Annotated in this window: 11 protein-coding genes; 7 read left to right on the plus strand and 4 right to left on the minus strand. The window is 67.0% G+C overall.

Going from position 1 to position 14,585, the window contains the following annotated elements:
* Nucleotides 1–10: 10 nt before the first annotated feature.
* The 4 genes from yidC to rpmH are packed head-to-tail and all read right to left on the minus strand — an operon-like array spanning nucleotide 11 to nucleotide 2,190.
* Nucleotides 11–1,294, minus strand: coding sequence for a membrane protein insertase YidC (gene yidC / locus ACX28W_RS06160; RefSeq protein ID WP_458997715.1), 1,284 nt, complete (start codon nucleotides 1,292–1,294; stop codon nucleotides 11–13).
* A gap of 3 nt (nucleotides 1,295–1,297) precedes the next feature.
* Nucleotides 1,298–1,663, minus strand: coding sequence for a membrane protein insertion efficiency factor YidD (gene yidD / locus ACX28W_RS06165; RefSeq protein ID WP_458997716.1), 366 nt, complete (start codon nucleotides 1,661–1,663; stop codon nucleotides 1,298–1,300).
* Nucleotides 1,660–2,031, minus strand: a complete 372-nt coding sequence (gene rnpA / locus ACX28W_RS06170; protein WP_458997717.1) for a ribonuclease P protein component — start codon at nucleotides 2,029–2,031, stop codon at nucleotides 1,660–1,662. The genes yidD and rnpA overlap by 4 nt, the downstream gene beginning before the upstream one ends.
* Before the next feature lie 21 nt (nucleotides 2,032–2,052).
* Nucleotides 2,053–2,190, minus strand: a complete 138-nt coding sequence (rpmH, locus tag ACX28W_RS06175; protein ID WP_006381191.1) for a 50S ribosomal protein L34 — start codon at nucleotides 2,188–2,190, stop codon at nucleotides 2,053–2,055.
* A gap of 396 nt (nucleotides 2,191–2,586) precedes the next feature.
* Here rpmH and dnaA point away from each other — a divergent pair, with 396 nt between their 5' ends.
* The 7 genes from dnaA to gyrA all read left to right on the plus strand — a co-directional run bounded on the left by dnaA (nucleotide 2,587) and on the right by gyrA (nucleotide 14,568).
* Entirely contained in the window at nucleotides 2,587–4,599 is a 2,013-nt protein-coding gene (gene dnaA / locus ACX28W_RS06180) for a chromosomal replication initiator protein DnaA (protein ID WP_458997718.1), read from the plus strand.
* A 968-nt stretch (nucleotides 4,600–5,567) separates the two neighbouring features.
* Nucleotides 5,568–6,698 (plus strand): DNA polymerase III subunit beta, encoded by a 1,131-nt coding sequence (gene dnaN / locus ACX28W_RS06185; RefSeq protein WP_362071276.1) that lies wholly within the window; start codon nucleotides 5,568–5,570, stop codon nucleotides 6,696–6,698.
* 160 nt (nucleotides 6,699–6,858) lie between these two features.
* A complete protein-coding gene (gene gnd, locus ACX28W_RS06190; RefSeq protein WP_458997719.1) occupies nucleotides 6,859–7,734 on the plus strand; it encodes a phosphogluconate dehydrogenase (NAD(+)-dependent, decarboxylating) in 876 nt (291 codons plus the stop codon).
* A 63-nt stretch (nucleotides 7,735–7,797) separates the two neighbouring features.
* On the plus strand, nucleotides 7,798–8,922 hold the full coding sequence (recF, locus tag ACX28W_RS06195) for a DNA replication/repair protein RecF (protein ID WP_458997720.1): 1,125 nt from the start codon (nucleotides 7,798–7,800) through the stop codon (nucleotides 8,920–8,922).
* A complete protein-coding gene (locus ACX28W_RS06200; RefSeq protein ID WP_458997721.1) occupies nucleotides 8,919–9,491 on the plus strand; it encodes a DUF721 domain-containing protein in 573 nt (190 codons plus the stop codon). Before recF ends, ACX28W_RS06200 begins: the two co-directional genes overlap by 4 nt.
* 340 nt (nucleotides 9,492–9,831) lie before the next feature.
* Entirely contained in the window at nucleotides 9,832–11,916 is a 2,085-nt protein-coding gene (gyrB, locus tag ACX28W_RS06205; protein WP_458997722.1) for a DNA topoisomerase (ATP-hydrolyzing) subunit B, read from the plus strand.
* A 42-nt stretch (nucleotides 11,917–11,958) separates the two neighbouring features.
* Complete coding sequence (gene gyrA / locus ACX28W_RS06210; RefSeq protein WP_458997723.1) at nucleotides 11,959–14,568, plus strand: DNA gyrase subunit A; 2,610 nt, start codon at nucleotides 11,959–11,961, stop codon at nucleotides 14,566–14,568.
* Nucleotides 14,569–14,585 lie beyond the last annotated feature (17 nt).

The raw sequence follows: 14,585 nt of genomic DNA on the forward strand, positions 1-14,585 counted from the left end.
GGACTCCTTCTTACTTCTTGGACGGGGACTTGGGCCGCTGCGGGCCCTTGCGCTGTCCGGACTGGGCTTTGCTGCGGGTACCGGAGCCGGGCTTGTTGCCGCCGCCCGCGGGCTTGGGGGCGGGCTTGGCGTCCTGCGGCTCATCGGACTTGCTCAGCGAGGTCTTCGGCTCACCCTCACCCGCCGCCTTCGCCACGCCGGACTGACGCTGCGACTTGGACTGGCGCTTCGGCTGCTGGCGCTTGGGAGCGCCGCCGCCAGTGGTGATCGTGGTGCCGTCCTCGGTCTCGATGACCGTCGTGCTCTCGCCCTTCGCCACGACACCGTCGGCGTTGGCCACGAGGCCCGCCTTGGTCAGACCGTTGATGAACTTGCGCTCGAACTCGTTACGGTCGCGGCCCTTGGCGACGATCGCCTTGACGATGACCTTCTCGCTGCGCTTGCGGGTCTTGCCGTGGTGCGTGACGTGCTTCTGCAGGCGCTCCAGGTATGCGGCCTGGGCCTTGCTGCCCGGAGTCGGGTTGTTGCGGATGACGTACATCTGCTGGCCCATGGTCCACACGTTGGTGGTCAGCCAGTAGACGAGGACACCGACCGGGAAGTTGATGCCGAAGACGGCGAACATGACCGGGAAGACATACATCAGCATCTTCTGCTGCTGCATGAAGGGCGTCTTCACCGTGGTGTCGACGTTCTTCGTCATCAGCTGACGCTGGGTGTAGAACTGCGACGCCGACATCAGGACGATCATGATCGCGGTGACAACGCGGACGTCGGTCAGCGTGGCGCCGAGCTGGGCGACCTTGTCGGCTCCGTCGGTGAACTTCGCCGCGAGCGGAGCGCCGACGATGTGCGCCTGACGGGCGCTGGCGAGCAGCTGCTCGTCGATGACGCCGATCGTCTTGCCGGTCGCGATGCTGTTCAGCACGTGATAGAGGGCAAAGAAGAACGGCGACTGCGCCAGGATGGGAAGGCACGAGGAAAGCGGGTTGGTACCCGTCTCCTTGTACAGCTTCATCATCTCTTCGGACTGGCGCTGCTTGTCGTTCTTGTAGCGCTCCTGGATCTTCTTCATCTCGGGCTGCAGGGTCTGCATGGCCCGAGTGGCCTTGATCTGCTTCACGAAGAGCGGGATCAGGCAGATACGGATCAGGATCACCAGGGACACGATGGACAGGCCCCAGGCCCAGCCTGTGTCGGCACCGAAGATCTTGCCGTACACAGAGTGGAACTGGACGATGACCCAGGAAACGGGTGTCGTGATGAAGCTGAAAAGACTGGCAATCGTGTCCACTAATCAGGCTCCTTGAGCATGGGACGGGGTCTCGGCGGCCGGGCTCGAGGGAAGGTCGGACATACCTTGCCCCTCGATGGCCGGTTCGGCGGCGGAGTTCCCGCCCTTGCGTGCGCGCCAGGCGTTACGCAGCATTTCGTGCCACCGCGGACGCTTGCGCGGTGGAACATGGTCCACACCGCCCAGCGACCACGGATTGCATCGCAGGATGCGCCAGGCGGTGAGTGCCGTTCCCTTGATCGCACCGTGCCTGTCGATGGCTTGGTAGCCGTAGTGGGAACACGACGGGTAGTACTTGCACACCGGCCCGAGCAGCGGGCTGATCGTCCACTGGTACAGCTTGATAAGAGCCAGCAGCGGGTACTTCATCGCGCGCCCCCTCCCAGCAGCCGCTCAAGGGCGGCATCCAGGTCTCGGGCCAGCTGTGCATGGTCGGCGTCGCCCGCACCGGGCAGCGCTCGTACGACTACCAGGCTACCGGGGGGCAGCAGTGCCACTCGGTCACGCATCAGATGGCGAAGTCTGCGCTTCACCTTGTTGCGTATGACCGCTCCACCCACGGCTTTGCTCACGACGAAACCCGCACGCGTCGGGGGAGCGCTCTCCCCAGGCGCGTGCGGGTCCGTTGCACCGCTACGTAGATGGACGACGAGAAGCGGGCGTCCGGCCCGGCGTCCTCGGCGTACCGCGGTCGCGAAGTCCTCGCGCCGCCTCAGCCGATGCTCGGTAGGCAGCACGACATCATGACCTGTAGGTAATCAGGCGGACAGGCTGGCGCGACCCTTGCCACGGCGGTTCGCGAGAATCGCGCGGCCGGCACGGGTGCGCATCCGCAGGCGGAAGCCGTGGGTCTTGGCGCGACGACGGTTGTTCGGCTGGAAGGTGCGCTTGCTCACTCGGGGGCTCCAGAAAGAATCGGTGGTGGCGGGGTGCCGCCCTGGCTGTCACCGTGCGCCCACGAGTAGCTCGTATTACGCCCGAGTGCACCGCTTCCCGATCACTCACGCGATCTATGCCCATCGGAGGCAGGCGGCAGCAGCCATCGACAACTCGACCTGGTCACGGTACGCGCGGCTACGCCATCCGGTCAAACCGGCATCCAGTGCGAGACACTATCCACAGGCTGGGGACAACAACTTGAACCGCAGCGGTAGCCCTGACTACCGTGGCTGAACTCCGATTCGTTCCCTTCCCACCGCCCCAGCGGATTTGTTCCCACTGCCCCACCCGACTGACTTCCCAACCTGTTCCCAGAACCACACGTTCGTGGGACCCATGAGAGAGCGTGCCCTGTGGCTGACGTACCTGCCGATCTTGCCGCAGTGTGGCCACGAGTGCTCGAAGAACTTCTCGGGGAAGGCCGCGGCCAAGGTGTCGAGGCGAAGGACGAGCACTGGATCAAGCGCTGCCAGCCCTTGGCGCTGGTCGCGGACACCGCGCTGCTCGCGGTCCCGAACGAGTTCGCGAAGGGCGTACTCGAAGGACGCCTCGCGCCGATCGTCAGCGAGACGCTGAGCCGCGAGTGCGGCCGCCCGATCCGTATCGCGATCACCGTCGACGACTCGGCGGGTGAGCCCCCGGCACCACCGGTCCAGCCCCGGTACGAGGAGCCCGAGCTTCCCTCCGGCCCGGGCCAGGGCCGTGACACGTACGACGGCCAGGGCGGCGAAGAACGGAACACGTACGAGAGCCAGGGCCGCGACGAGCGGAACACCTACGGCGGCCAGGGCGACGAGCGAAACGCGTACGGCGGTCAGGGCCGCGACGAGCGCAACAGTTACGACACTCAAGGGCGCGAAGAGCGAGGCGCCTATGACAATCAGCGCCGCGACGGATATGAGGGGTACGGCCGCCACCGCGCCGACGACCACCGCAACGGTCGCTCCGACCAGCCGCCCGGCGACCATCTCCCGACCGCCCGCCCCGCCTACCCGGACTACCAGCGGCCCGAGCCCGGCGCCTGGCCGCGGCATGCCCAGGACGATTACGGCTGGCAGCAGCAACGCCTCGGCTTCCCGGAGCGCGACCCGTACGCCTCGCCGTCGCAGGACTACCGGCCGCAGTCGATGGAGCGTCCGCCCTACGAGCAGCAACGCCCGGACTACGACCAGCCACGCTCCGACTACGACCAGCGCCCCGACCGCCGCGACCGTCAGGAGCCGTCCTCCGGCGGCGGTCCCATGCACCGCGGCGGCCCCGCGCTGCCGACGTCCAGCGGCGCACCGGGCCCGCTGGCCGCGAAGCCCGCGCCGGCGTCCGGGCCGGGCGAGCCCACCGCGCGCCTCAACCCGAAGTACCTCTTCGACACCTTCGTCATCGGCGCCTCGAACCGCTTCGCGCACGCCGCCGCGGTCGCCGTCGCGGAGGCACCGGCGAAGGCGTACAACCCCCTCTTCATCTATGGGGAGTCGGGTCTCGGCAAGACGCACCTGCTGCACGCGATCGGGCACTACGCGCGCAGCCTCTACCCGGGCACGCGGGTGCGGTATGTGAGCTCCGAGGAGTTCACCAACGAGTTCATCAACTCCATCCGCGACGGCAAGGGCGACAGCTTCCGCAAGCGGTACCGGGAGATGGACATCCTGCTCGTCGACGACATCCAGTTCCTCGCGGACAAGGAGTCGACGCAGGAGGAGTTCTTCCACACCTTCAACACGCTTCACAACGCGAACAAGCAGATCGTGCTCAGCAGCGACCGGCCGCCCAAGCAGCTGGTGACCCTGGAGGACCGACTGCGGAACCGTTTCGAGTGGGGTCTGATCACGGACGTCCAGCCGCCCGAGCTGGAGACACGTATCGCCATCCTTCGTAAGAAGGCGGTGCAGGAGCAGCTGAACGCTCCGCCGGAGGTGCTGGAGTTCATCGCGTCCCGGATCTCGCGCAACATCCGCGAGCTGGAGGGCGCGCTGATCCGGGTGACGGCGTTCGCGTCGCTCAACCGGCAGCCGGTGGACCTCGGTCTGACGGAGATCGTCCTCAAGGACCTGATTCCCGGTGGCGAGGACTCGTCCCCGGAGATCACCGCGCCGGCCATCATGGCGGCCACCGCCGACTACTTCGGCCTCACCGTGGACGACCTGTGCGGATCCTCACGCAGCCGCGTCCTGGTAACTGCGCGGCAGATCGCCATGTACCTGTGCCGCGAGCTCACCGACCTGTCGCTGCCGAAGATCGGCGCGCAGTTCGGCGGCCGCGACCATACGACGGTCATGCACGCCGACCGCAAGATCCGCGCGCTGATGGCCGAGCGCCGCTCCATCTACAACCAGGTCACCGAACTCACGAACCGCATCAAGAACGGCTGACAGACACGGCGGTACGTCGCTGAAGGCGCCCCGGGACACACTCCCGGGGCGCCTTTCGACGTCTCCAGAGGGCTTCTCACCCGAGCCTCCAAGAGCCTGGGGACGCCTCTCCCACGCGGCACGAGACACCTCTCGACCGCATCCCGGGGGCAGCCGGCGTCCTTCCTCGGCCACACACTCGGCACCTGTTGTTCGAATACGAGCCGGGTTACGGCCACTCTCCACAGATTTGGTGACTTTCTGGCGTCCACACCCTGGGGACCGCAGAGTTGTCCCGATCGTGTCCACAGGGGGCGCTGTTGAAGGACGATCAGACCAGGTCACCCCCCTGTGGATTCGTGGACGAACGCTCTCCACAGACTGTGGACAAAGAAAAGTTCCACAGGCTGTGCACGAAGTTGTCCACCGCCGACCCACAGGCTGGGGTCGGTTGTCCCCAGTGATCCCCAGCTTCTCCACACCCCTGTCCACTGTTCGGCAAACCGACGCGCTCCCTCACTGTGTCGAGTGAAAGGCGTCACACGAAGGTGACTGGTTGGGCTGTGGGGAACGTGGGTAAAGCTGGGGACGGCGCTGGGGAGAAGTGGGCCGAGGCTGTGCATCGAGTGTGCAGAACTTTTCGCCGTCCACAGAAACGCCCGGTTGTCCACCGCCTCCACCCACAGGGTCGGTGGACAAAAAATCCCCACTGAGCTGCGAAAACGGGGTTATCCACGGTTTCCACAGGCCCTACTACTACTGCCAACTAGAGAGAGCCTGGGAATCGTTTCGAAGACGGGGCTGTGCACAACTCGCGCTCGGAGGCTCAGGTGCCGCTCGGCACGACTTGACCCCGAGGGGCACCGACTGTCAGCGCGGTGCGTCAGACTGGTCCCCGGTGTCCTTCCCCTCACAAGGACGAGCGACACCGAGTCAGACGACGAAGGCCAGCAGGGCGAGAGCGCCGGCAACAAACGGAGGCGGCAACGGTGAAGATCCGGGTGGAACGCGACGTACTCGCGGAGGCAGTGGCCTGGGCGGCACGCAGCCTCCCGGCCCGTCCGCCGGCGCCTGTGCTCGCTGGCCTCCTTCTGAAGGCCGAGGAGGGTGCCCTGAGCCTCTCCAGCTTCGACTACGAGGTCTCGGCGCGGGTTTCCGTGGACGCGGAGGTCGACGAGGAGGGCACGGTCCTCGTCTCCGGCCGTCTGCTCGCCGACATCTGCCGCGCCCTGCCCAACCGGCCGGTGGAGATTTCCACAGACGGTGTACGGGCGACCGTGGTGTGCGGCTCCTCGCGCTTCACCCTCCACACCCTCCCTGTGGAGGAGTACCCGGCGCTGCCGCAGATGCCGTCGGCGACCGGCACCGTCCCCGGTGAGGTCTTCGCCTCGGCGGCTGCGCAGGTGGCCATCGCGGCGGGGCGGGACGACACACTTCCTGTCCTCACCGGTGTGCGCATCGAGATCGAGGGCGACACGGTCACCCTGGCCTCCACAGATCGCTACCGCTTTGCGGTCCGTGAGTTCCTGTGGAAGCCGGAGAACCCGGACGCGTCTGCGGTGGCCCTGGTGCCCGCCAAGACGCTCCTGGACACCGCCAAGGCCCTCACAAGCGGCGACAGCGTGATCCTGGCGCTGTCCGGATCGGGCGCCGGCGAGGGTCTCATCGGTTTCGAGGGCGCCGGACGCCGGACGACCACGCGACTGCTGGAGGGCGACCTCCCGAAGTACCGCACGCTGTTCCCGACGGAGTTCAACTCCGTGGCCGTGATCGAGACCGCCCCGTTCGTGGAGGCCGTCAAGCGTGTGGCCCTGGTCGCTGAGCGGAACACCCCGGTGCGGCTGAGCTTCGAGCAGGGCGTGCTCATCCTGGAGGCCGGCTCCAGCGACGACGCACAGGCTGTGGAAAGGGTCGACTCCCAGCTGGAGGGCGACGACATCTCGATCGCCTTCAACCCGACCTTCCTGCTCGACGGCCTGAGCGCCATCGACTCGCCCGTGGCTCAGCTCTCCTTCACGACGTCCACGAAGCCCGCGCTGCTGAGTGGCAAGCCTGCCGTGGACGCCGAAGCGGACGAGGCCTACAAGTACCTGATCATGCCGGTGCGTCTGAGCGGCTGAGCACTGTCGCCTGCCGGTTCGGTCGGCCCGGCAGGCGAATCCACAGGTGGGCGTGCGTTTGAGCGGCTATGCCCACAGGTGTGCGTGAGCGTCCGGGTCTAGGCTCGGACACAGGTACGAAAGTGCCTTCACGCCACGTCGCAAACCTAAGGAACAACTGATGGAGCTCGGTCTCGTCGGCCTCGGCAAGATGGGCGGCAACATGCGCGAGCGGATTCGCCGCGCAGGCCACACCGTCATCGGATACGACCGCAACCCGGACCTCGCCGATGTCCACAGCCTGGAAGAGCTTGTGGGCAAGCTCAAGGGCCCGCGCGTCGTGTGGGTGATGGTCCCGGCCGGTGCCGCGACGCAGTCCACCGTCGACGAGCTGTCCGCGCTCCTGGAGCCGGGCGACGTCGTGGTGGACGGCGGGAACTCGCGCTGGACGGACGACGAGAAGCACGCGGAGGAGCTGGCCGCCAAGGGCATCGGCTTCGTCGACTGCGGTGTCTCCGGCGGCGTCTGGGGCCTGGAGAACGGCTACGCGCTGATGTACGGCGGCGACGTCGAGAACATCGCGAAGGTGCAGCCGATCTTCGACGCCCTCAAGCCGGAGGGCGACTTCGGCGCCGTACACGCCGGCAAGGTCGGCGCGGGCCACTTCTCGAAGATGGTCCACAACGGCATCGAGTACGCCATGATGCAGGCCTACGCCGAGGGCTGGGAGCTCCTTGAGCGGGTCGACTCCGTCACGGACGTGCGCGAGGTCTTCCGCTCCTGGCAGGAGGGCACGGTCATCCGCTCCTGGCTCCTCGACCTGGCGGTGAACGCCCTGGACGAGGACGAGCACCTGGACAAGCTGCGCGGTTATGCACAGGACTCCGGCGAGGGCCGCTGGACTGTGGAAGCCGCCATCGATCACGCGGTGCCGCTGCCCGCGATCACCGCGTCGCTGTTCGCGCGGTTCGCCTCGCGGCAGGAGGACTCGCCGCAGATGAAGATGATCGCGGCGCTGCGGAACCAGTTCGGCGGCCACGCGGTCGAGAAGAAGTAATCCACAGATCCACAGGCTGAGAGGCCGTGGATCCACAATCCTGGGGGAGGTCGGCGAACGACCATGCACGTCACGCATCTGTCGCTGGCCGACTTCCGCTCGTACGCCCGGGTCGAGGTACCGCTCGACCCGGGCGTCACCGCGTTCGTGGGCCCCAATGGGCAGGGCAAGACGAACCTGGTCGAGGCGGTCGGCTATCTCGCGACCCTCGGCAGCCACCGCGTCTCCTCCGATGCGCCGCTTGTCCGCATGGGAGCCGACCGCGCGATCATCCGGGCCAATGTCCGGCAGGACGAGCGCCAGCAGCTCATCGAGCTGGAGCTGAACCCAGGCAAGGCCAATCGCGCCCGCGTCAACAGGTCCTCGCAGGTCAGACCCCGGGACGTACTCGGCATCGTCCGGACCGTGCTGTTCGCGCCCGAGGATCTCACCCTGGTCAAGGGCGACCCCGGCGAGCGGCGCCGCTTCCTCGACGACCTGATCACCGCCCGCTCCCCGCGCATGGCCGGCGTCCGTTCCGACTACGACCGGGTTCTCAAGCAGCGCAACACCCTCCTCAAGACGGCCGCGCTGGCCCGCCGCCACGGCGGCCGCACCATGGACCTCTCCACACTCGACGTGTGGGACCAGCACCTCGCCCGCGTGGGCGCCGAACTGCTCGCCCAGCGGCTCGACCTGGTCGCCGCGGTCCAGCCGCTGGCCGACAAGGCGTACGAGCAGCTGGCGCCCGGCGGCGGCCCGATCGCACTGGAATACAAGCCGTCCTCGCCGGAAATCGTCGGCCACGCGCGCGAGGATCTGTACGAGCAGCTGATGGCCGCCCTCGCCGAGTCCCGCAAGCAGGAGATCGAGCGAGGCGTCACGCTGGTGGGCCCGCACCGGGACGAGCTGCTGCTCAGACTCGGCCAGCTGCCCGCCAAGGGATACGCGTCGCACGGCGAGTCCTGGTCGTACGCACTGGCGCTGCGTCTGGCCTCGTACGACCTCCTCAGGGCAGAGGGAAACGAGCCGGTCCTGGTCCTCGACGACGTCTTCGCCGAGCTCGACACCCGCAGGCGGGAGCGCCTCGCGGAACTCGTCGCCCCCGGCGAGCAGGTCCTCGTGACCGCCGCGGTCGACGACGACGTACCGGACGTACTGACGGGGACGCGGTACGTCGTGTCCGAGGGCGCGGTGGTTCGCGTATGACGGAAAACACACCGGACGAAGCGGCTGCCGCCGAGGCCGCGGAGAAGGCGTCCAAGAAGACCCCCGAGCCCTCCGGCGTCGACCTCGCGCGCGTGGCGTTGCGCGCCGCGAAGGAGCAGGCACGCGCGCGAGGGGACGCGGCGCAGCAGAAGAAACAGGCGCGGCGCGGCGGTCTGCGCTCCGGCGCGCGCGCCGATGGGCGCGACCCGATGGCGCTCGGTGCCGCGATCAACCGGCTGCTCACCGAGCGTGGCTGGGAGACCCCGGCCGCCGTGGGGGGCGTGATGGGCCGCTGGCCGCAGATCGTCGGCGACGACCTGGCCAAACACTGCGTTCCGCTGCGGTATGACGACGACCCCGCCGAGCGGGTGCTCACGGTGCAGTGCGACTCGACCGTCTGGGCCACACAGCTGCGTCTGCTGGCTCCGCAACTGGTCGCGCGGTTGAACCAGGACCTCGGGCACGGCACGGTGCGGTTGATCAAGGTGCAGGGGCCGGGAGGTCCCGCGCGCCGCTTCGGCCCTCTGCGTGCCCCCGGGAGCACCGGGCCCGGGGACACCTACGGGTGACCGGGACCTGCGGGAATCGTCGGTCGCCCGTGACCGAACGCGGTTGCGAACACTGACCTGACTCCGCAGTAGCCAAGGGTTGACACCCGGAAGCGCTGAGTGCCGCTGTAAGCCCCTTTGAGCCCGGGTCCACATATGGGGAGTCGGGAGAGACCGGTTCAGGGCGGCACATGCGGACTCAGGTACCGGCAAACCCCCATCACTGTCGGCGCTACCGGTAGACTGGGGGCTAATCCCGCCCCGCTTGTGGGGACCGCCGGGAGATGGTGTGCAACGCTGACTAAAGGCTTACCAACGCAACACGCCGCAGCCGCTCCGGCCACAGCCGGGAGTTCGGCTTGTGCTGTGCCAGAAAGGGCGCTTCGTGGCCGATTCCGGCAACCCCAACGAGAACATCCCGTCCACCGACGCCGGCGACAACGTCGCGGCCGCTACCTCCAACGGCGAGGTCACGGCTTCGTACGACGCCAGCGCCATCACCGTCCTCGAGGGTCTGGACGCGGTCCGCAAGCGACCCGGCATGTACATCGGCTCGACTGGTGAGCGCGGACTTCACCACCTCGTGTACGAGGTCGTCGACAACTCCGTCGACGAGGCGCTGGCCGGCCACGCGGACACGATCGACATCACGATCCTCCCCGACGGCGGCGTGCGCGTCGTCGACAACGGCCGTGGCATCCCGGTGGGCATCGTCCCCTCCGAGAACAAGCCGGCCCTCGAGGTCGTGCTGACGGTGCTGCACGCCGGCGGCAAGTTCGGCGGCGGCGGCTACGCGGTCTCCGGTGGTCTGCACGGCGTCGGCGTCTCCGTCGTGAACGCCCTGTCGAGCAAGGTCTCCGTCGAGGTCAAGACCGACGGCCACCGCTGGACGCAGGACTACAAGATGGGCGTCCCGACGGCCCCGCTCGCCAAGCACGAGGCCACCGACGAGACGGGCACCTCGGTCACCTTCTGGGCCGACAGCGAGATCTTCGAGACGACCGAGTACTCCTTCGAGACGCTCTCGCGGCGCTTCCAGGAGATGGCGTTCCTCAACAAGGGTTTGACGATCAAACTCGCTGATGAGCGCGAGTCGGCGAAGGCCACTGCCGGGGCGGACGAGGCGGGTGCTGACGAGAAGGACGAGGTCAAGACCGTCACGTACCACTACGAGGGCGGCATCGTCGACTTCGTGAAGTACCTCAACTCCCGTAAGGGAGAAGCGGTGCACCCCACCGTCATCGACCTCGAGGCCGAGGACAAGGACAAGAGCCTGTCCCTCGAGGTCGCGATGCAGTGGAACAGCGGCTACAGCGAGGGCGTGTACTCCTTCGCCAACATCATCCACACGCACGAGGGCGGTACGCACGAAGAGGGCTTCCGTGCCGCGCTGACCTCGCTGATCAACAAGTACGCGCGCGACAAGAAGCTGCTGCGCGAGAAGGACGACAACCTCACGGGTGACGACATCCGTGAGGGTCTGACCGCGATCATCTCGGTCAAGCTGAGCGAGCCCCAGTTCGAGGGCCAGACCAAGACCAAGCTGGGCAACACGGAGGCGAAGACCTTCGTCCAGAAGGCGGTCTACGAGCACCTCAACGACTGGCTGGACCGCAACCCGAACGAGGCCGCGGACATCATCCGCAAGTCCATCCAGGCGGCCACCGCGCGCGTGGCGGCCCGCAAGGCCCGTGACCTCACCCGTCGTAAGGGCCTCCTGGAGACGGCGTCACTGCCGGGCAAGCTGTCCGACTGCCAGTCGAACGACCCCACCAAGTGCGAGATCTTCATCGTCGAGGGTGACTCCGCCGGCGGCTCGGCCAAGTCCGGCCGTAACCCGCAGTACCAGGCGATCCTCCCGATCCGAGGCAAGATCCTCAACGTCGAGAAGGCGCGGATCGACAAGATCCTGCAGAACCAGGAGATCCAGGCGCTGATCTCCGCCTTCGGTACCGGAGTCCACGAGGACTTCGACATCGAGAAGCTCCGCTATCACAAGATCATCCTGATGGCGGACGCCGACGTCGACGGCCAGCACATCAACACCCTGCTGCTGACCTTCCTGTTCCGCTTCATGCGGCCGCTGGTCGAGGCCGGACACGTGTTCCTCTCCCGCCCTCCGCTGTACAAGATCAAGTGGGGCCGGGACGACTTCGAGTACGCGTACTCGGACCGCGAGCGCGACGCGCTGATCGAGCTGGGCCGCCAGAACGGCAAGCGCATCAAGGACGACTCGGTCCAGCGCTTCAAGGGTCTCGGTGAGATGAACGCCGAGGAGCTGCGCATCACGACCATGGACCAGGAGCACCGCGTCCTGGGCCAGGTGACGCTCGACGACGCCGCCCAGGCCGACGATCTGTTCTCGGTCCTGATGGGCGAGGACGTCGAGGCCCGCCGTGCGTTCATCCAGCGCAATGCCAAGGACGTCCGCTTCCTCGACATCTGAGTCGGTCTCAGCTGACCGCACCAGGAAGGATCTTCACCAGCAATGGCCGACGAGACACCTCTTTCTCCTGCCGATCCGAGTACGCCTGAAGAAGGCGGCGAGATCATTCTGCGCGTCGAGCCCGTCGGGCTCGAGACGGAGATGCAGCGCTCCTACCTCGACTACGCGATGTCCGTCATCGTGTCGCGCGCGCTGCCCGATGTACGGGACGGTCTCAAGCCCGTCCACCGCCGCGTGCTGTACGCCATGTACGACGGCGGCTACCGGCCCGAAAAGGGCTTCTACAAGTGCGCCCGCGTCGTCGGTGACGTCATGGGTACCTACCACCCGCACGGCGACTCCTCGATCTACGACGCCCTGGTCCGCCTGGCCCAGCCGTGGTCGATGCGGATGCCCCTGGTGGACTCCAACGGCAACTTCGGCTCTCCGGGCAACGACCCGGCGGCCGCCATGCGCTACACCGAGTGCAAGATGGCGCCGCTGTCCATGGAGATGGTCCGTGACATCGACGAGGACACCGTCGACTTCACGGACAACTACGACGGCCGTAACCAGGAGCCGACGGTCCTGCCGGCGCGCTTCCCGAACCTGCTGATCAACGGCTCGGCGGGCATCGCGGTCGGCATGGCCACCAACATCCCGTCGCACAACCTCCGCGAGGTCGCGGCCGGCGCCCAGTGGTACCTCGAGAACCCCGAGGCCACCCATGAGGAGCTGCTCGACGCCCTTATGGAGCGCATCAAGGGCCCCGATTTCCCGACCGGCGCCCTGGTGGTGGGCCGAAAGGGCATCGAGGAGGCCTACCGCACGGGCCGTGGCTCCATCACGATGCGCGCGGTCGTCGAGGTCGAGGAGATCCAGAACCGCCAGTGCCTGGTGGTCACCGAGCTCCCCTACCAGGTCAACCCCGACAACCTCGCACAGAAGATCGCCGACCTCGTGAAGGACGGCAAGATCGGCGGCATCGCGGACGTCCGCGACGAGACCTCGTCGCGCACGGGCCAGCGGCTCGTGATCGTGCTCAAGAGGGACGCGGTCGCCAAGGTCGTCCTGAACAACCTCTACAAGCACACCGACCTGCAGTCGAACTTCGGTGCGAACATGCTGGCGCTGGTGGACGGCGTACCGCGCACGCTGTCGCTCGACGCGTTCATCCGCCACTGGGTGACGCACCAGATCGAGGTCATCGTCCGCCGTACGAAGTTCCGGCTGCGCAAGGCCGAGGAGCGCGCGCACATCCTGCGCGGCCTCCTGAAGGCCCTGGACGCCATCGACGAGGTCATCGCGCTGATCCGGCGCAGCGACACCGTCGAGATCGCCCGTACGGGCCTGATGGGCCTCCTGGAGATCGACGAGATCCAGGCCAACGCCATCCTCGAGATGCAGCTGCGCCGCCTGGCCGCCCTGGAGCGTCAGAAGATCATCCAGGAGCACGACGAGCTCCAGGCGAAGATCACCGAGTACAACGCGATCCTCGCCTCGCCCGTGCGTCAGCGCGGCATCATCAGCGAGGAACTCGCGGCGATCGTCGAGAAGTTCGGCGAGGACCGCCGCTCCAAGCTGGTGCCCTTCGACGGCGACATGTCCATGGAGGACCTGATCGCCGAAGAGGACATCGTCGTCACCATCACGCGCGGCGGCTACATCAAGCGGACGAAGACCGAGGACTACCGCTCGCAGAAGCGCGGCGGCAAGGGCGTACGCGGCGCGAAGCTGAAGCAGGACGACATCGTCGACCACTTCTTCGTGTCGACGACGCACCACTGGCTGCTGTTCTTCACCAACAAGGGCCGCGTCTACCGCGCGAAGGCGTACGAACTTCCGGACGCCGGCCGTGACGCACGCGGCCAGCACGTGGCGAACCTGTTGGCCTTCCAGCCGGACGAGGCGATCGCCGAGATCCTCGCGATCCGTGACTACGAAGCGGCGCCTTATCTGGTGCTGGCCACCAAGGGGGGCCTCGTCAAAAAGACGTCCCTCAAGGATTACGATTCGCCTCGCTCGGGCGGCGTCATCGCCATCAACCTTCGTGAAACGGAGGACGGTTCCGACGACGAACTGATCGGAGCCGAACTCGTCTCGGCCGAGGATGATCTGCTTCTGATCAGCAAGAAGGCGCAATCGATCAGGTTCACCGCGACGGACGACGCGCTGCGCCCCATGGGTCGTGCCACCTCGGGCGTCAAGGGCATGAGCTTCCGTGAGGGCGACCAACTGCTCTCGATGAATGTTGTTCGACCCGGTACGTTCGTGTTCACTGCCACAGACGGTGGGTACGCGAAGCGGACCAACGTCGACGAGTACCGCGTCCAGGGTCGCGGTGGCCTCGGCATCAAGGCCGCCAAGATCGTCGAGGATCGTGGCTCTCTCGTCGGTGCGCTGGTGGTCGAGGAGACCGACGAGATCCTCGCCATCACGCTGTCCGGCGGTGTGATTCGTACGCGAGTCAACGAGGTCAGGGAGACGGGCCGTGACACCATGGGCGTCCAACTGATCAACCTGGGCAAGCGCGATGCCGTGGTCGGCATCGCTCGTAACGCCGAGGCCGGTCGCGAGGCGGAGGAAGTCGACGGCGAGGATGCCGAGGACGAGACCGTTGAAGGCGGCGAGGCCGCCGGTACGGACGAGGGCGAGCAGTCCTCGACCGAGTAGCGCGAGGAAAGTGAGTC

This window comes from Streptomyces sp. SD15, assembly GCF_054462255.1.